Here is an 18,050-nt window from a genome sequence, read left to right as displayed (position 1 = left end):
TTTCGCACGCAACCTGCATATAGGCGCGCGCTTGCCGTGCATGGTCATCCCTGGAGGCGTGTCGGCAAAGTAACTTTTTTGGAGAATAAACATGAGCGATCAGCTGACATTGTCGGCAGAGACGCGCAATGGGGCAGGCAAGGGAGCCTCCCGCGAATTGCGTCGTCAAAACCGAGTGCCCGCCGTAATTTACGGCAACAAACAAGAACCCGAACTTATCCACGTTGAGGAAAAGGCGCTTATCAAACTTTTGATGACTGGCCATTTTTCCAACAGCGTTGTCGAGATCGAACTTGGTGGCAAAAAACAGATTACGATTCCAAAGGATGTTGCATTTCATCCTGTCAGCGATCGTCCGTTGCATGTTGACTTCCTGCGCATCGTTAAGGGCGCAAAGGTCGATGTTGAAGTTCCCGTTGTATTCGTCAACGAAGGCGCATCGCCCGGACTGAAGCGTGGTGGTGTTTTGAATATCGTGCGGCATGAACTTGAACTCATCTGCGACAATGACATGATCCCTGACGACATCCAAATCGATGTCTCCGGCTTTGACATTGGCGATTCGATCCACATCAGCAATGTAAAGCTGCCCAAGGGTTCGGAAAGCAAGATCACCGATCGCGACTTCACCATTGCGACCATCGTTGCACCATCGGCGCTTAAGTCGACCGACGGTGACGCGACCGGCGAAGGCGAAGCTTAAATCTATCTCCGGGGCTTGGTTTCGGCTCGCCCCGGATATTCCCCCAAGGGACAAGCGCGATGCAATTATGGGCAGGTCTCGGTAATCCAGGCGCCACCTATGCGATGCATCGGCACAATATCGGCTTCATGGCGCTTGATGCGCTGGCCGAAATTCACGAACTCCCCTTGCCTGCCAAGAAATTCTTAGGCTGGGTGCAGGAGCTTCGCATTGGCTCCGACAAAATCATCCTCTTAAAACCGGCAACGTTCATGAACGAAAGCGGCCGCAGCGTGCGCGCGGCGATGGATTTCTATAAGCTTGAACCTAAGGACGTGACTGTCTTTTACGACGAACTCGACCTTGCGCCATTTAAGGTGAAGGTTAAATTTGGCGGCGGCGCGGCGGGCCATAATGGCATCCGTTCCATCACCGACCATATCGGCGCAGATTTCCGCCGTGTCCGTTTGGGCATTGGCCATCCTGGCAACAAAGACCGCGTCACCGGCTATGTCCTTGGCAATTTCCACAAAAGCGAGATTGACGATCTGGCAGATTTGCTGGGCGCAGTCTCAGCCGAAGCCGATTGGCTGGCCAAGGGCGATGACGTGCGTTTTATGAATGATGTCGCGATGCGGTTGCAGCAGGATTAAGGCCGTCTAACGCCCATTGTGTCATCGCATTGGATGGACTTGCTGCCGAACGTCGCCTAGGGCCGCTACATTGTTTTATTGACGAGGACTTTATGGGTTTCAAATGCGGTATTGTGGGCCTTCCCAATGTGGGCAAGTCCACCCTGTTCAATGCGTTGACGCAAACGGCGGCGGCGCAGGCGGCGAACTATCCATTCTGCACGATTGAACCCAATATCGGCAATGTCGCCGTACCCGACCCACGCTTGCAAACCATCGCGAAGATCGGTGGCAGTCAGAAGATAATCGAAACGCAATTGGGCTTTGTTGATATCGCTGGCCTTGTGCGCGGCGCGTCACAGGGCGAAGGCCTTGGCAACCAGTTTCTCGGTAACATCCGAGAAGTGGACGCGATTGTCCACGTCTTACGCTGTTTCGAAGATGACGACATTCAACATGTCGACAATAAGATCGACCCGATTTCCGATGCGGAGACCGTCGAGACCGAATTGATGTTGTCCGACCTTGAAAGCCTTGAAAAGCGTGTCCCCAACCTAGTCAAAAAAGGGACGCAGGGCGACAAGGAAGCCAAAATCAGTGCGCTTGTGCTTAGCCGCGCGCTTGACCTATTGCGCGATGGCAAGCCAGCGCGCCTCACCAAGCGCGACGATGTCGAAGAGGAACGCCATTTCCAAATGGCGCAGCTTTTGACCGCGAAACCCGTGCTCTACGTGTGCAACGTCGAAGAGGCGAGCGCGGCCAATGGCAATGCTCTGTCCGCCCGCGTCTTTGAAAAGGCAGAGGCAGAAGGTGCAGAGGCCGTGGTCGTCTCCGCCGCGATTGAGGCCGAAATCTCGACAATGCCGACCGAAGACCGCGAAGTTTTCCTCGAAGATTTGGGCCTTACTGAAACCGGCCTCGCCCGCGTCATCCGCGCTGGCTATGAATTGCTCCACTTGATCACCTTCTTCACCGTCGGCCCCAAAGAAGCGCGGGCCTGGACCTTGACCAAGGGCGCAACGGGGCCAAATGCGGCAGGCGCGATCCACAGCGATTTCGAAAAAGGCTTCATCCGCGCCGAAACCATGGCCTATGAAGATTATGTCCAACATAATGGCGAAGCTGGCGCGAAAGAAGCCGGCAAATGGCGGTCAGAAGGCAAGGAATATCTCGTCAAAGACGGGGATATTATGCTGTTTCGATTTAATGTTTGAGGTGAGTGCGCTTGCCCATCGGCTCCAGCATCTTACTTCCTCCCGCATTTCCCGCCCAAACAACCTCTCCACACCCCCCAACGCGAGCTTCACTCAACTCAATCTTCATGGTATAAATACCTCCATAACCGATTAATTTCACAGCTTTTTTGCTTCCCAAGTTTCATTTTATCGTGCTCCTATTTGGCGTTGTCGTTCGAATTTTCGAAACGCCAACAAGGAGACATATTATGCCTATCAAACTACGCGTTGTTGGAATTTTATATAATAATGTTGTTGACCTGTCCGGTGACAGTAGCGTGTAGCAAGTTCTGGACGCTGCAGTAGCAAACCCGGGTCCAGCCGCGGCTTTTGGTTACACCTCTGCGCCAGCGCCCAGTGGCTCCAACGGAACATTATCGGTTTCTGCATTTTACGCGCAATATGCCAATCCAGTTGTCAGCGTTACATCGGGTCACACCTACCCTGCTGGAGAATAATATTTGGATGAGTCTGCTTCAGGCCCAAACTCAGCCAGCATTTGGCAATATTATATATTTGACGCAGATGGTGATGTCGTCGGACCGAACAACACACGTCCAAGTGACCCTACCAACCCGGGCGGCGGAACGATTGTTTATTATGACAACGCCAGCGCCATCGTCCCCGCAGGCGGATCCTTGGTCTAGCCCTTGGTCGCTATCCCGACTAAACCTAATGCTCCGTCGCCAATTGCCCGCAGCCGTTTAACGCTTACCTCCAAACCGGAGTAATTATGCAGACGACCTGATTTTGATGTCGCGGTAATCTGGGTCTGCCGCGACGTTTAGAACAGGGCAATGTCCCAAATTTTCAGTGACAGTGATAATGATAACGGACGTCCGCGCTACTTCCGCCCAAAAAGCTTCTCCACATCGCCAAGCGCCAGCTTCACCCAAGTCGGCCGTCCATGGTTACACTGCCCGCTATGCGGGGTGACTTCCATTTCGCGCAAGAGTGCGTTCATTTCGGTGACCGACAGCACGCGGCCGGCGCGGACGGAGCCGTGGCAGGCCATCGTTGCGGCGACATGGTCGATCCGTTCCTTAAGCGATAGCGCGTCGTCATAAGCGGCGAGGTCGTCGGCCAGGTCCTCCAACAACCGCTTGGCATCGCCATCGCCGAGCACGGCTGGCGTGGCACGCACAAGCATCGCGCCGGGTCCAAAGCGTTCGATATCCAGCCCGAAGGCGGAAAGCTCGTCTGCCCGCGCCTCAAGCCGGTCACAAGCGGGTTCTTCCAATTCCACCACTATGGGCAACAACAAGGCTTGCGACGGCACTGCACCGCCCGCTGCCGCCATCACCTTGCGCATGCGTTCAAGCACCAATCGTTCATGCGCGGCATGTTGGTCAACGATGACAAGGCCGTCTTCGGCCTCGGCCACGATATAGGTGTTGGCGACTTGTCCACGTGCAACGCCGAGTGGGTTGCGCGCGCGGTCGGGGACGGGTTCATGCGCTTCGGCGGCCCTGCCCCATAAGGGCGCGAGGTCTTCGCCGGGGATTACGCCCATGTCGGCAAAGCTGCTGCGGTTTTCATAGACTGACGGATATGCGGGACGTTGCCCATAATTTCCTTGGTAGGCGTTAGGTCCGGCAGAGGCAGGCCGCGCAAATATATCGCCTTGCGCGGTCTGCATCGGTTCCTGCTGCCATGCCGCAAGCGCATCGGCGCTTGGCCTTTGCACGCTGCGAAAGCCGGATTGATCCAGCGCATGGCGCAGGCCCGAGACGATCATTCCGCGAATAAGCGCTGGGTCGCGAAAGCGCACTTCAGTCTTGGCGGGGTGGACATTTACGTCAACTTGAGTCGGCGGCAGGTCCAGAAACAGCGCCACCACCGCGTGCCTGTCCCGCGCCAGCATTTCGGCATAAGCGCCGCGCACCGCGCCGATGAGTAGCCGGTCCTTCACCGGACGGCCATTAACGAAGAGAAATTGATGGTCGGCAACACCGCGATTGTATGTCGGCAGGCTGGCCACGCCGCCAAGGCGGACGCCCTCGCGCTCAAAATCGAGCGCCACGCTGTTGTCGATAAGTTCGCCGCTGGTCAGTGCCGCCACGCGTTCGGGCCGCATGGATGTCGGCTGCACCGCCAACACACGCCGCCCGTCATGTTCGACCACAAAGCCAATGTCGGGCCGCGCCATCGCAAGACGTTTCATGGTGTCGAGCGCGGCTGCATACTCGGCGCGCGCACTGCGCAGGAACTTGCGGCGCGCGGGCACATTGCCGAACAGGTTTTCAACGCGCACGCGTGTGCCCTGCGGCAAGGCGGCTGGCCCCTCACCCGCCACCACGCCATGATCCACCGTCCGTGTCCAGCCTTCGGCACCTGCGGGTCGGCTTTCCATTGTCATTTTGGACACGCTGGCAATTGAGGGCAAAGCCTCCCCCCGGAAACCCAGCGTCGAGACCATTTCAATATCTTCATCGGGCAATTTCGACGTCGCATGCCGTTCGAGCGCCAATGCCATGTCCCATGGCGACATGCCGCACCCATCGTCGGTGACTTCCACCAGATCAATGCCGCCTGCGCCTAAGCGCACCGATATATTGCGCGCACCCGAATCGATAGCGTTTTCCACCAGTTCCTTCAACGCGCTGGCTGGTCTTTCCACCACTTCACCGGCGGCAATCCTGTTGACCAGATTTTCGGGGAGCCTTCTTATTGACATCCGCAGGTTCCTAGCCCAAGCGCAGCGTTCAGGCGACTCCTTAATCGTTAGCAATCCAGCCAAATATCTGTTTTGTAAAACAGCAAACTCCGCTAGGACCGCGTGATTATTTGGGCGCGCTCCAAAGGACTGTCACCAAACCAGATTGGGTGGATATTACATGGTATTTGGCAAGTTTTTCCGTTTCGCATCACAGGACATGGCTATTGATCTTGGCACCGCTAACACGGTTGTCTATGTGCGCGGCCAGGGTATTGTCTTGAACGAACCATCTGTTGTGGCGATTGAAACCCTGAATGGTATCAAGCGCGTAAAGGCGGTTGGCGATGACGCAAAGCTGATGATGGGCAAGACGCCCGACAGCATTGAGGCCATACGCCCCTTACGCGATGGCGTGATTGCCGACATTGATGTTGCAGAACAGATGATCAAGCACTTCATCCACAAAGTGCACGGCAAGCGCCGCATGTTTAGCTACCCCGAAATCGTTATCTGCGTTCCGTCGGGATCAACCTCAGTAGAACGGCGCGCGATTCGCGATGCCGCATCGAACGCGGGCGCATCGGAAGTGTTCCTGATCGAAGAGCCAATGGCGGCCGCGATTGGTGCAGACATGCCCGTAACCGAACCCATTGGTTCAATGGTCGTCGATATTGGCGGCGGCACGACTGAAGTTGCTATCCTGTCCTTACGTGGCCTTGCTTACACAACTTCGGTACGTACCGGTGGTGATAAGATGGATGAGGCGATTGTGTCCTATGTCCGGCGACATCATAACCTGCTGATCGGGGAAGCCACGGCGGAGCGGATCAAGAAGGATTTCGGCATTGCCCGTGCGCCAGCCGACGGCATTGGCCAGACCTTGCACATCAAAGGCCGGGACCTTGTCAACGGCGTGCCAAAGGAAATTTCGATCAATCAGGGCCAGATTGCCGAAGCGTTGTCCGAACCTATTGGTACCATCCTCGAAGGTGTGCGCGTTGCGCTTGAAAACACCGCGCCCGAACTTGCGGCCGATATCGTCGAGCAAGGTATCGTTCTGACTGGTGGCGGCGCGTTGATGGCGGGTCTTGCAGAATTTCTGCGCGATGAAACCGGCCTACCCGTCACCGTTGCGGAAGACCCGCTGACCTGCGTTGCCATTGGCACTGGCAGGGCCATGGAAGACCCGATCTTCCGCGGCGTCCTGCTCACCGCCTAGGGCGAGGTTAGGATGGCGCCGCCGCTACATCGGCGTCCCGGCTTTTCCCGGAGGGCGCAATATAGCCTGTTCGTGACCTATGTGGTTGCGATTGTAGGGACGATAGTGGCTGCACTGCTTCTGATGATTTCGGCAGTCGATCCGGCTGGATTTTCTGCGTTGCGAACCTTTGGTTCTGAAATAACCGCCCCGGCCGCGCGCGTGGTCAGTCAAGCACGGCAATCCATGCAAGCCCTGACGCGTAATTTTTCAGCCTATATCAATGCAGCATCGAAAAATGTTGCGCTCGAAAAAGAACTGAAAGCGAACCGCAGCGCATTAATCGCGGCACGGGCCCTGCGTGTGGAAAATGCTCGGCTGCGCGGTTTGCTCGACATATCTGATGACGATCCGCAGCAAGTGGCCGTTGGTCGCCTGATCAGTTCCACCGCCTCAAGCACAAGGCGGGTCGCCACCTTATCCATTGGACGTAACTTCGGGGTTGAACGCGCACAAGCTGTGCAAGGTCCAGATGGACTTATCGGCCGCATCATAGAAACAGGGCCAACGACCGCGCGCGTGCTGTTGGTAACGGATAGCGAAAACCTGGTTCCGGTCATGCGGGCCAGCGATGGTCTGCCGGCATTTTCGGCGGGCCTTGGCAACGGGCTCGTCCTGATCAAGCCGCTGAACCTAGGCGATAGCCCTTTCAACGTCGGCGACATCATTGTCACCTCTGGTAATGGCGGGCTGTATGGCGCGAATATCCCATTTGCGCGGGTCATTCGCAAGACCAGTGACGGTGCGCTTGGCATGCCCTTTGCCGATCCAGCCAACACGCCATATGTCGTTGTGATGAAACCGTATCTGGGTGCGGCGAGAGCCGAACAGCAAGCTATCGCCCCGGATGGCAAACCCAATGAGGTCGTGGAGTGAAAATTCCGGTCAGCGCCATTCGATTGCCGACACGGGCAGGACGGGAATATGAAAGTCGTTTTGACCGCGAACAGTCGTTGCTCAGAATGTTGGCGATTCCAATTGCCTCAGTGATTTTGGCCTCGATGGTCACCACCCTGCCCATTTTTAGCTCCGGACCGCTTTTGCCGCCATTCGGGCTATTGATGTTTTTAAGCTGGCGTCTCATGCGGCCGGGGTTATTGCCAGTGTGGTCTGGCGTTCCATTCGGATTGTTGGATGATCTTTTCAGCGGCCAACCTTTTGGTAGCGCTGGCCTGCTCTGGTCCCTCGCGATGCTTATAATCGAAATTATCGATTATCGGGCCAAATGGCGCGATTATCAGCAGGACTGTTTGATTGCCGCATTGCTCATTACGGCTGTGCTGCTCGGCGGTTGGTGGATTGCAGGTATCAGCCACGCCGCATCTGAGCCGATGGTTTTATTCCCGCAGATTATCTTGTCCATATTGCTATATCCGCTCGTCGTGCGAATATGTGCGCGTCTCGATAGCTGGCGATTGGCAACATGAAAATCGAAAAACAGATAACATCTGGACAGCTTGACTTCACCTTCACACGCCGCGCCGCATTTGTCAGCGGCGTGCAGGCCGCAATTGGCCTGACCGTTGCCGCGCGTATGTCCTATATCGCGGTAGCGGATAATGAAAAATACAAGCTGCTCGCGGAAAGTAATCGTGTCAACCTAACCATCATTCCGCCGCGCCGGGGCTGGTTCATTGACCGTTTCGGAAAGGCTATTGCAACCAACCGCGCCGACTTTCGCGTTGATATCATTCCTGACCGGCTGACAAAAAAAGAAGAGACAGTTCAAACGCTGGCCGAATTGCTGGCGCTTTCAACGGACGATGTCGACCGCATTCATCGCGAGTTGAAAAATGCACAAGGGTTTCAACCTGTGCAGGTCGCCGACGGCCTGGATTATGACCGGTTCGCAGCGGTCAGCGTGCGCTTACCAGACCTTCCCGGCGTCAGCCCACGCCAAGGCTATTCGCGCTTCTACCCCAGCGGCGCAGCGGTCGGGCATCTGATCGGCTATGTCGGCATGGTGTCTGCGGAGGAATATCAGAAGAACAAAAAACCGCTGCTGATTACGCCGGGGTTTAAAGTCGGCAAGGATGGCCTCGAAAAAACGCTTGAGGACAGGCTACAGGGCGAACCCGGCGCGAAGCGGACCGAAGTAACCGCGCGCGGTAAAATCGTACGTGATCTGACCACACGGCCCGATACGCCCGGCAAGCCCGTCCAACTGACCATTGATATTGACCTGCACAATTACGCCGCGCGACGACTTGGCCTTGAATCTGGGTCAGTGGTCGTTTTCGATTGCCTGACGGGCGACATCATCACCATGGCATCAATGCCCTGTTACGACCCCAACAGCTTTTCCGACGGCATCGGCCGCGTCGAATGGAAGATGCTGAATAGTGATGACCATCTCCCCATGCTAAACAAAGCGCTTCAGGGGCTGTATCCTCCGGGTTCGACGTTGAAACCAGTGGCGGGCCTTGCCATGCTGCGCCAGGGCATTGACCCTGAAGAAATGGTCATGTGCAATGGCGGTTACCGGCTGGGTAATCGCGTCTTCAAATGCCTTGGGCGGCATGGCCCAGTCAACATGACCACCGCGATCATGAAAAGCTGCAACACCTATTTCTATGCCATAGGGCGGCGGATTGGTTATGACAATATCGCACCCGTCGCACGCGAGCTTGGGCTGGGGCAGGAATTTCCTTTGCCCTTCCCTTCGCAACGTTATGGCACTGTTCCCGATAGCGCATGGAAAATGCGCAAACATGACCAGAAATGGACTGAGTCCGACACGCTCAATGCCGTCATTGGTCAGGGGTTTATCATCGCCAGCCCGTTCCAACTGGGTCTGATGACGGCGCGCATAGCCTCTGGCTTGAACATACAGCCGGAGATACTGATGCGGAAACGCGCGGTGGCCAAGCCTTTGTCCTTTCCCAAGGCCCATCTTGATGTCGTGCGTGAAGGCATGAATTTGGTCGTCAACGGCGCAGGGACCGCCGTGCGCAGCAGACTGCCATTCGAAAACATCACCATGGCGGGAAAAACCGGGACAGCGCAGGTCCGCCGCATAGCAGGGTCGCAGCGCGGTCAGTCGGGCGCATGGAAATATCGCGATCATGGCCTGTTTGTGTGCTTTGCCCCGGTTGATCAGCCGCGGTACGGCGCAGCGGTCGTGATCGAACATGGCATGGGCGGCGCGCGCGCAGCGGCCCCCATTGCCAAGGATGTGCTGACCTTCATCTATGACCGTGCACAGGCGATGGCGTCGCTGGAGGCGTTGGAGGCTGGCTGGGGCGGCAATATCGAACAACGCATGGCTGCCAAATATGCCTTTTTCCAAAATCAGCCAGCGCCACCTCCACCACTGGATCCGTTGGCATGAACGGCATCGTCCCCGCCCCCATTGCCGCGTTGCCCTGGCGCGTCATTTTCATCCTGATGGCGTTGGTGGGCTTTGGCGCTACGGTGCTATATTCCGCAGCGGGCGGCAATTTTAGCCCATGGGCGGGCAAGCATGTCATGCGCTTTGTGATCCTTCTTGGCATGGTCATCATCATGTCGCAGATGAAGCTGGAATTTTGGAAATCTATCACCCTCCCGCTATATCTGCTTTTGCTACTGATGCTTGTGGTAGTCGAACTCATGGGGTTTGTAGGCGGAGGTAGCCAGCGCTGGATCAACCTTGGCATCATCACGCTGCAACCGTCGGAGCTGATGAAACCAGTGATGGTTCTTGCCGCCGCGTGGTTTTTCGACCGGCTTCCGCCAAGCCGCATATTTGGCATTGATGCCGTTTGGCCGCTTGGCGCATTGTTATTGCTGCCAAGCGCGCTGGTGATTATCCAGCCTGATTTCGACGCTGCTATTGCGTATGCCTTTGGCTTGGGCGTCGTGGGCTTTATGGCCGGTTTGCCGCTCATCTATTTTTGGGGCGCTGGTGCGGGCGTCGCTGTTCTTGCGCCCTTGGTCTATTTCTTTGGTCTCAAACCCTATCAGCAAGACCGTGTGCTCATTTTTCTCAGTCCAGAAAATGATCCACTGGGCGCTGGCTATCATATCACCCAGTCGAAAATCGCCATTGGCTCGGGCGGCATCTTTGGCAAAGGCTTTGGCAATGGCACGCAAAGCCATTTGGCTTATCTACCCGAAGGCCATACCGACTTCGTCTTTGCCACCATGGCCGAAGAATGGGGCATTGTCGGTGGTTTCTTCATTCTGTTTCTCTATTTCCTGCTCATGCGCTGGGGCTTGACCGTCGCGATGCAAAGCAAGACCCGCTATGGCCAATTGGTCGCCGCTGGCCTGACCTGCACCATATTCTTTTACATCATGATCAACCTATTGATGGTTGTGGGCCTTGCCCCAGTTGCCGGCATTCCTTTGCCATTTGTCAGCCACGGCGGATCATCGATGCTGACGATGATGCTGTGTGTTGGGATTATCATGTCGATCGAACGCCACCCCGGCGCAAAGCGCGGCCAATTCCAATAAATCCGGTAAGGCGCGCTTGACAAGGCCAGCTAAACCCATCAAAGGCGGCGCTCCAAACGGGACTGCGCATCTGGCCATCCCGAAATGGGGACGCTTAGCTCAGTTGGTAGAGCAGCTGACTCTTAATCAGCGGGTCGTGGGTTCGAACCCCTCAGCGTCTACCACTTATTTCAATAACTTAGCTACATCCCCTTCGGGGAAATAGAAAACTAGGTCGGACTTTTGGCGGACAAAATTCTGTTATTGGTCGCTGGGTGTGCAGCAGACTTACCCCCCTACTCCTTCCAGAACCTAGACAATGAGACCTCAACGGGGTGCCCCCGCTTATTCTGGCTTATGGGACGCACACTTCCTTCTTACATATCATTCTGCGCGTTCGGTTAGCCGGGTTTTATGCACGACGCCTGTAGCGATTGTGGCAAGAGCGGCTCACTTCGACATTGTAGCAGGCGGTTTGTTATAACGGAGGATCGGGTTCAATTCACGAACGGCCTAGTTGCGACCATTAGCCGTAGACTCACTCTTACCTCGACCAGAACCACTAATGGGTAAATATGCGAAACTGTTCCTTTTCCAGAGCAAGTAAAGTGCCTCTAGCAACGCAAGTTAAGGGGTCGTCGGCCACCATTACCGACAATCCAGTTGCCTCGCTGATCGCGGCATCTAAGCCACTTAAAAGAGCTCCTCCCCCTGTGAGGACAATACCTTCGTCTAAGATGTCAGCCGCGAGTTCAGGGGCCGTATTCTCAAAAGCAATTCTAACGCCTTCAAGAATAGCGCCGACCGGTTCCGACAATGCTTCTGCAATCTGCATTTGGTTGATCGTGATTTCGTCAGGTACGCCGTTGACGAGATCACGCCCCCTAATGTTTAACGTCTTGCCATGTTCCTCTACTGGACGACGCGCCACGCCAGCTTCCTTTTTTATCCGCTCCGCGGTTGTGTCGCCGATTAGCAGATTGTGTTTTCGGCGAACGTAGGACACGATTGCATCGTCCATCTTGTCTCCGCCAACGCGAACAGACGCTGTGTAGGCGAGGCCGCTCAGAGAAATTACGGCGATTTCGGTCGTGCCGCCACCCACATCGACTACCATCGAACCAATTGGTTCTGCGATTGGCAGGCCGGCACCAATGGCAGCTGCCATGGGTTCAAAGATCAAGTGCACTGCCCTTGCCCCCGCATTGGAAGCCGCATCCCTAATAGCTCGGCTTTCGACGGAAGTAGCGCCTGAAGGTACGCATATTACAACCTCGGGAGCCCTTCGAAAATGTCGTCGACCGAACACCTTCCCAATGAAGTGCTTGATCATTACCTCTGCAACTTCAATGTCGGCAATTACCCCGTCTTTCAGCGGCCGGATCACTTCAATACATGCAGGTGTTCGACCCACCATAAGTTTGGCTTCGTCGCCAACAGCCTTGACCCGCCTGACACCATTGATCGTTTCAATCGCAACGACAGACGGTTCATCCAGCACTATACCGCGGTTTGGTACATGCACGATGGTGTTTGCGGTGCCTAAGTCAATTGCGAGATCGAATGATGCAAACTTTAGGATCCTGTCGAGCATTAGGCTTTACTTCCTTTCAACCCGCGTGCACGAAATCGATAACTGGCAAAAACAATGGAAGAACAAGTATCGTTCAACATTAGAAAAGCGTCCTGCATCTGCTAAGTATTTTTTTCAAAAAGGATAATGTCTGTCGTTGATGCAATTTCGAACACGCTTGCTTCGTCGGACATAAATAGACGACAACACTCGACTTTACCTTTTATCCTACCGAGCAGATAGACATCACCAGCCGACTTCAAGCGGCCTGAGATCACAACATCCGACCCTATCAAACTTTGAAGGGGTGACGTTGTGGATTTCTTTGCAAAGAGACTGCGCAGCGCTGAAAGGCAACTGAGCTTCGCGCAGTTGTACTTGATCAACAGAAACATTCCGTTAGTAGGTTATGCTTTGCGAACGGTTGTGTTACGCTGCGCTGCCTCTAACTGGCTGACATAGAAAGCCGTTTGGTTGCGCTGAGCTGTGAGTTCCTTCTCAAGTTCGAAGACTTTAAGGCCCAAGCTCTCGATCGCGTCCTGCGAACTGTCGCGCTCCTGCTCAGATTGATTAACTAGTCGCGCGACTTGCTCGTCCCGCTCTTTTATAACAGCCTCTCGCTCCTCTAACAATTGCGTCATGGCCTCCAGTCGCTCGGTGATTGTTGCCCGCGACTGTTCAGTCTGGACCTTGGCCTCAATTGTCGTGTCTAACTTCGCATTCAGTCGCTCAACATTGGTCTCCAGTCGGCCATTTTTAGCATTTGACTGTTTTACCAAATCGTCCAAGCGACGTATCGCCAGTCCGAGCCTTTCATTTTCTCCAGTAACTTCAGAATTAACTTCATCAAGCATCCTTAGTTTAGCTCGGGCATTATCAAGCTCCGATTTAAGTTTGTTGATGACCGTATCCCGAACTTTTTTATCTTGCTGGCCTTCCTCAAACAAGCGAGTCATTTCGTTCCGAGCATGTATGGCTTCTTGCTCTTTTTGTTGACTGTAGAGAACGGCAGATTGTTTCTCTTGATAAATGAGATCGTATTTCTCGTTAGCAGCAATTATTTCATCTGATTTTTTCTGTAGGGTGTTGTCTAACGCCTCACACTGATTAGTAAGAAACATTAGCTGGCTGTTTGAATCGTTGCATTTAGCAGTCAGATCCGCAATTTTCAGTGTGTAATTTTCAACCGTCTCTTGAAGAGAAGTGGCTTCGAGCCGAAGGTTGTCTACCTCCTCATTTGCCACAGCTAATTGGCTTACATAGCGATCAAGTTGATCCTCAGTCTCGCGCTTAGCCACACTGAACAAATGGTGCCGATGCTCTAGGGCTTCGAGAGCTGTACGCGTGAGCTCATAATTGCGCCGCAAGTCTTCGACTTCTAACTGTAGCGGCACAAGCGCTGCGTGCGTGGCTTTGTACTTCTCTGACTTTTCAATAAGTTGCTTTTGGGTCTGGTCGCGTTCTTGCCGAATGGCTGAATTTGCCAAAGCGAGTTTGCGATGTTCCTCGAAGATCTTGGTCAAATCAGCCCTTAGGACGGCAACCTGCTCGACAAGGGCCTGCATGCCAACCAGTCCTTGATGAACAGTGCTAATGGCATACTCAATGGATTGCTTGCTTTCACCAAGGCTTCCGAACGCCTCCAGATCTTGCGCGTGCACCGAAGCTTCGTCTGGAAACTTGAACTTGCCACCTTCTACCGAAGAATTAGTTTCTGAATCAGAAGGGAGGTTTCCCGAGCCGCGACGCGAGAAAAGGCTTAATATGGTGGCCATCAAGATATCCTACAAAACATTTGCATACAGAAGAGTGTCGCAAAGAACGAAAAGGCGGAGAGTTTTTCAGCGCCCCCGGGTTCGTGAAAACCAACAGGCCAAAGACCGCTCTACAACTGACAACCGAACCGCATTCCACCCGAGCCTTCTAGGTCACAAAAATCTATTTGTAGGTAAAGTTAACAATTGTAAATTTAGGTAAATTCCGCAATGATAATTTTGGTGCTTTCGTTGGTCCGGTCAGAATGGACTGCAGGTAAATCGCACATTCGAGATGCTTTTAAGCTCAATTGCATTACCGACGATGCATGTTGAATTCTGTTCAAGCCAACCAGAACAGGCTGACCGCGCTTGAAGTCCAAATCGCCATAGAACAAGATTTGGTCACGCTGTTGGCTGTGCGCTATCGCATAGCGCTAAGTGATTTCACGGGCGTCATCAATGCCCCGCGAAACGTGAATGCCGCTTGGCAGGCCATGGCCGAGGCAAAGGGTTATGTGGCGGGCCCGGAGGTTGGTATCTATCGCAGTTCCGGTGGATCGGAGATAGTTCAACAGTCACATTTTACGGCCAGCACCGGCTAAGGAGGTGATCATGCACTAACAATCAAACCGGACCACACACTGCGGGCCGGTCAGGTACCCGCTGCTTTATGCCGCCGGGTCGAGTTCGAAACCGTCGCCGTCAAACACTTCGAGTTGCTCAGGCCTTGGCAAACTCTTGTCCCCTTTCAGACGCGCGAGAAGATAGGCCACGGCGAGCACCATCTCTTCGGCGTCATAAGGCTTGGGCATCGAACCGATCGCCACAGTTTTGGCCGAGCTTGCCCGGCTGACCTGTCCGCTAATGAGCAAAACCGGTATCCCCAGAACCTTGAGATTCTTTGAAAGTTCAATGCCATCATCACGTCCAGCGAGCCGGATGTTGACCAACGCCAGATCCGGCTTTTCAGCCTTAGCGACTACCAGCGCCTCGTCGTGACGATCCGTCAGGTCAAGGACATTGTATCCCGCCCTCTGCAACTCGTCGCGCAGGAGTATCGCCACGAGCGCCTCGTCTTCGACAATCATCAGAGTTTGTGTCATCTTGCTCTCTTTCGCGGCTGTCATGATCATTCCTCTTTTCGTTAGCTTTTGATCGCGCTGGACGCCGGATGCGCCTCTGCGGGCGGCGCGCGCACCGGTTCCGACTCATTTTCCACCAGGGCGATCCGGCTATGTGCGATGGAAACCTGAGTGCCTGGGTGCGCGGCCGTTATCTCCACCGAAGCGTGCAACTGCGCGGCCAGCGCCGCAACGATGCTGGTGCCCAGACCGGCGCGGTCAGCGGCATGCCCACGCCGTCATCGCGCACGCAAAGAACCCAGTTCGGCCCGTGAAAATTATAGTCGACTGTAATGGTTCCCCGCCGTCCATCAGGAAAAGCGTATTTGAGCGCGTTGATCACCAACTGAGTGACGATCAAGCCTAGGCTCACTGACACCCGAGCTTCGACCACGCCGTCTCCACCTTTTACTATCAACGCGATTTGATTGACGTCACCAAGCATCGACGCAGAGATGCTTTCACACAGTCGGGTGAAATAGGCATGCACATTGATGTCGCCATGTTCGGAAGTTGACAGCAGCCGTTCAAGCGCGGCCACGGACATAACCCTATGATGCGCATTTTCCATATGGCCGCGCGTCTCTTCCGACGCAGTCGTTCGCGCATTGTGCAGCAATACGCTGGCGATGATCTGCAAACTATTCGCTACCCGATGACGAACTTCCTGCAACAGGATATGGTTTGCGCGGACGGATTCTTCTTTCAGCGCCGCGTCAGCCCGGGCTTGCGTGACATCCGATACGGCAACGAGGATGCGGGTCTGTTCAAGATCGAGATATGTCAGCCGGCTCGCCTGAACGGTCAGATGCCTAATTGATTGTTGCGGCTGTTGCATGTCGATGTCTCGGGCGGCGGGCTTGCCTTCACCAGACAAGGTTGCGGTCAAATATGATCGCAGTTCGGCAATATCCCAACTGCCGTCATTCAGGGCAAAGAGCGGTTGCCCCGTCACATCTGCCGCGTCGACGCCGAAAACCGAACAGAACGACATGCTCGCCGCGATGATATTGCATTGACCGTCCAACAGCAGCAACTGCGCAGGCGATGACCTGACAATAGCCAAAGTCAGGCTTAGCGCGATGTCTTCGGGACTATGTTTTTCGCTCGACATCATAAGCCTTCGAAAACCGGAGCCTCACAAAACGACAGCTAAGCGCCGGGAGATCACGATCGTCAAAGGGCATAGGTCGACACCCCCCCACGGCGTTCGCTTGGATTGCTAATGCATGGTTGCGACTAAAGTTCCTGCCTTAAGAAATTCAGCATACGCGCCAGCGCAAGATAGGTGTGTTTTTTTCGCAGCGGAACGCCTCACGCAGAGCGCAGCCCGCTAACGTTCAGTTGTTCCCGATCGGCATCCACAATCCAGAGAGTTTCCGGCCTAAGAGAGTTTCTCAAACGTAAGGCCCGCATGCGCCTCTAGCCGCTCGATGAGCTTGTCACCTAGAATCGTTGCTGGCGTCCAGAAGCCCCCCGGTACGTCATCAGGCACGTCTTTGGCCAAGCAGGCCGCCGCTTGAGAGAGCATTTTGGCGGTTGATCCATAGCCCGGGTCTCGGTCCCCTGTGACGCGGCATTGGATAGTTTCACCCTTTGCCGTTGAACCGAAGAAGACAATTTCAAACATTCCCTCACGTTGCGCTTTTTCGCTTGGTCCCTCGCCCGGCTTTGGCAAAACAACCGTTTCGAGCAGCCAGCGGGTCGGGGGCACTGCCAGACCAATCATAAGGGCATTCACGCCCCAGTGCGCAGCTTGCGCCTTCCACTTGCCGGATCCCCCTTGGCCCGTCACGACGGCCTCCTCATATTTGAATTCAACACCATAGCTGTTGTTGCTCAGCGCGTTGGACCGATGCACGACCCGTGCGTTGATACCCGCCATGATAAAAGGCGCAATCCAACCGCCTACGGCCGCGTCATATGCGATCTTCACATCCGGCTGCGCGATAGAGAATACATGGTTTTGCGGACACATGCTGTAAGGGTCTTTGAGTTCGCGGCGCAGATCGGCGTCGCTTACCGCTTCCTTGACCATGTTAATCATGCTTGCGATGGTGCCGCCTGACGCGCCGCCCTTCATGCTTAATACCCGCATGTTGATCTGCTGACACATGTGGCCGAATTGTTTCAATGCGTTGCGTTGCAGGAAGTGGACGCCCAGATCGGACGGGATGCTGTCAAAGCCGCAACAATGTAAGATCCTTGCGCCGCTTCTGATTGCGTCGGCTTCATGGCGTAATTGCATTTTGCGAATCCACTGTGGTTCGCCCGTTAGATCACAATAATGGGTCCCAGTGGCGGCGCAGACCTTTACCAGATGGTCACCATACAGCGCATAAGGACCGACCGTTGACATAACGACGGTGGTCTGGGCACACATTTGCCGTAACGCAATTTCGTCGGCCGCATCCGCAACGATCATCTCGACGCCCGACAACCCGATCGCGTCGCTGATATGTTGAAGCTTGCTACGTGAGCGGCCTGCGATTGCCCAGACGATGGATCCATCTGCAAACTGCTCATGCATGTAACGCGTTATGATCTGACCGACAAAGCTGGTGGCTCCATACACGATGATGTCAAATTTTTTATCGGCCATTTTATCCCCACCCTACAATGAAACTTTGAATGACTGTCCACCATCGATAACATGGCGTTGATGGCTCAGCACATTGATGAAGCATTCGCCTCACCCATTCATCTTACGTTAG

Annotated in this window: 16 protein-coding genes and 1 tRNA gene; 11 read left to right on the top strand and 6 right to left on the bottom strand. The window is 54.7% G+C overall.

From position 1 onward, the window contains the following. Positions 1-91: 91 nt before the first annotated feature. The 4 genes from Q0N43_RS06545 to Q0N43_RS06530 all read left to right on the top strand — a co-directional run bounded on the left by Q0N43_RS06545 (position 92) and on the right by Q0N43_RS06530 (position 3,196). Positions 92-703: a 50S ribosomal protein L25/general stress protein Ctc gene (locus Q0N43_RS06545; RefSeq protein WP_295444232.1), complete on the top strand. Its 612-nt coding sequence runs from the start codon at positions 92-94 to the stop codon at positions 701-703. A 59-nt stretch (positions 704-762) separates the two neighbouring features. Then, positions 763-1,335: an aminoacyl-tRNA hydrolase gene (pth, locus tag Q0N43_RS06540; protein ID WP_295444229.1), complete on the top strand. Its 573-nt coding sequence runs from the start codon at positions 763-765 to the stop codon at positions 1,333-1,335. A gap of 92 nt (positions 1,336-1,427) precedes the next feature. After that, positions 1,428-2,528 (top strand): redox-regulated ATPase YchF, encoded by a 1,101-nt coding sequence (gene ychF, locus Q0N43_RS06535; RefSeq protein ID WP_295444225.1) that lies wholly within the window; start codon positions 1,428-1,430, stop codon positions 2,526-2,528. 482 nt (positions 2,529-3,010) lie between these two features. Next, positions 3,011-3,196, top strand: coding sequence for a hypothetical protein (locus Q0N43_RS06530; protein ID WP_295444223.1), 186 nt, complete (start codon positions 3,011-3,013; stop codon positions 3,194-3,196). A 197-nt stretch (positions 3,197-3,393) separates the two neighbouring features. On the opposite strand, the gene mutL is transcribed toward Q0N43_RS06530, so the two are convergent. Next, positions 3,394-5,226: a DNA mismatch repair endonuclease MutL gene (gene mutL / locus Q0N43_RS06525; RefSeq protein ID WP_295444220.1), complete on the bottom strand. Its 1,833-nt coding sequence runs from the start codon at positions 5,224-5,226 to the stop codon at positions 3,394-3,396. 160 nt (positions 5,227-5,386) lie between these two features. Between mutL and Q0N43_RS06520 the strand changes: the two genes are divergently transcribed. From Q0N43_RS06520 to Q0N43_RS06495, 6 genes are all read left to right on the top strand, one after another. After that, the gene (locus tag Q0N43_RS06520) at positions 5,387-6,427 is read left to right on the top strand and encodes a rod shape-determining protein (RefSeq protein ID WP_295444217.1); all 1,041 of its coding nucleotides are present in this window, start codon (positions 5,387-5,389) and stop codon (positions 6,425-6,427) included. 12 nt (positions 6,428-6,439) lie between these two features. After that, positions 6,440-7,342 (top strand): rod shape-determining protein MreC, encoded by a 903-nt coding sequence (gene mreC, locus Q0N43_RS06515; protein WP_295444215.1) that lies wholly within the window; start codon positions 6,440-6,442, stop codon positions 7,340-7,342. Then, on the top strand, positions 7,339-7,893 hold the full coding sequence (gene mreD / locus Q0N43_RS06510) for a rod shape-determining protein MreD (RefSeq protein WP_295444212.1): 555 nt from the start codon (positions 7,339-7,341) through the stop codon (positions 7,891-7,893). Before mreC ends, mreD begins: the two co-directional genes overlap by 4 nt. Next, the gene (gene mrdA, locus Q0N43_RS06505) at positions 7,890-9,797 is read left to right on the top strand and encodes a penicillin-binding protein 2 (protein ID WP_295444209.1); all 1,908 of its coding nucleotides are present in this window, start codon (positions 7,890-7,892) and stop codon (positions 9,795-9,797) included. Before mreD ends, mrdA begins: the two co-directional genes overlap by 4 nt. Beyond that, positions 9,794-10,906 (top strand): rod shape-determining protein RodA, encoded by a 1,113-nt coding sequence (rodA, locus tag Q0N43_RS06500; protein ID WP_295444205.1) that lies wholly within the window; start codon positions 9,794-9,796, stop codon positions 10,904-10,906. The genes mrdA and rodA overlap by 4 nt, the downstream gene beginning before the upstream one ends. Before the next feature lie 88 nt (positions 10,907-10,994). Continuing rightward, positions 10,995-11,070: transfer RNA gene (locus tag Q0N43_RS06495), tRNA-Lys, on the top strand. 377 nt (positions 11,071-11,447) lie between these two features. On the opposite strand, the gene Q0N43_RS06490 is transcribed toward Q0N43_RS06495, so the two are convergent. Together Q0N43_RS06490 and Q0N43_RS06485 are read right to left on the bottom strand one after the other, a co-directional pair. Continuing rightward, complete coding sequence (locus Q0N43_RS06490; protein WP_295444202.1) at positions 11,448-12,479, bottom strand: rod shape-determining protein; 1,032 nt, start codon at positions 12,477-12,479, stop codon at positions 11,448-11,450. A gap of 386 nt (positions 12,480-12,865) precedes the next feature. Then, positions 12,866-14,233, bottom strand: coding sequence for a hypothetical protein (locus Q0N43_RS06485; protein WP_295444199.1), 1,368 nt, complete (start codon positions 14,231-14,233; stop codon positions 12,866-12,868). 308 nt (positions 14,234-14,541) lie between these two features. Here Q0N43_RS06485 and Q0N43_RS06480 point away from each other — a divergent pair, with 308 nt between their 5' ends. After that, the gene (locus Q0N43_RS06480) at positions 14,542-14,817 is read left to right on the top strand and encodes a hypothetical protein (RefSeq protein WP_295444197.1); all 276 of its coding nucleotides are present in this window, start codon (positions 14,542-14,544) and stop codon (positions 14,815-14,817) included. Positions 14,818-14,883: 66 nt separating this feature from the next. On the opposite strand, the gene Q0N43_RS06475 is transcribed toward Q0N43_RS06480, so the two are convergent. The 3 genes from Q0N43_RS06475 to Q0N43_RS06465 all read right to left on the bottom strand — a co-directional run bounded on the left by Q0N43_RS06475 (position 14,884) and on the right by Q0N43_RS06465 (position 17,938). Continuing rightward, a complete protein-coding gene (locus Q0N43_RS06475) occupies positions 14,884-15,342 on the bottom strand; it encodes a response regulator (RefSeq protein WP_295444194.1) in 459 nt (152 codons plus the stop codon). Positions 15,343-15,487: 145 nt separating this feature from the next. Beyond that, positions 15,488-16,453 (bottom strand): histidine kinase dimerization/phosphoacceptor domain -containing protein, encoded by a 966-nt coding sequence (locus tag Q0N43_RS06470; RefSeq protein WP_295444191.1) that lies wholly within the window; start codon positions 16,451-16,453, stop codon positions 15,488-15,490. 267 nt (positions 16,454-16,720) lie between these two features. Next, on the bottom strand, positions 16,721-17,938 hold the full coding sequence (locus Q0N43_RS06465; protein WP_295444188.1) for a saccharopine dehydrogenase NADP-binding domain-containing protein: 1,218 nt from the start codon (positions 17,936-17,938) through the stop codon (positions 16,721-16,723). Positions 17,939-18,050 lie beyond the last annotated feature (112 nt).

Source organism: Sphingorhabdus sp. EL138 (assembly GCF_945882965.1).
In the GTDB taxonomy this organism is placed as follows: Bacteria; Pseudomonadota; Alphaproteobacteria; order Sphingomonadales; family Sphingomonadaceae; genus Sphingorhabdus_B.
Note: the sequence above shows the minus strand (reverse complement) of the source record. Positions and strands in the feature narration are given on the sequence as shown.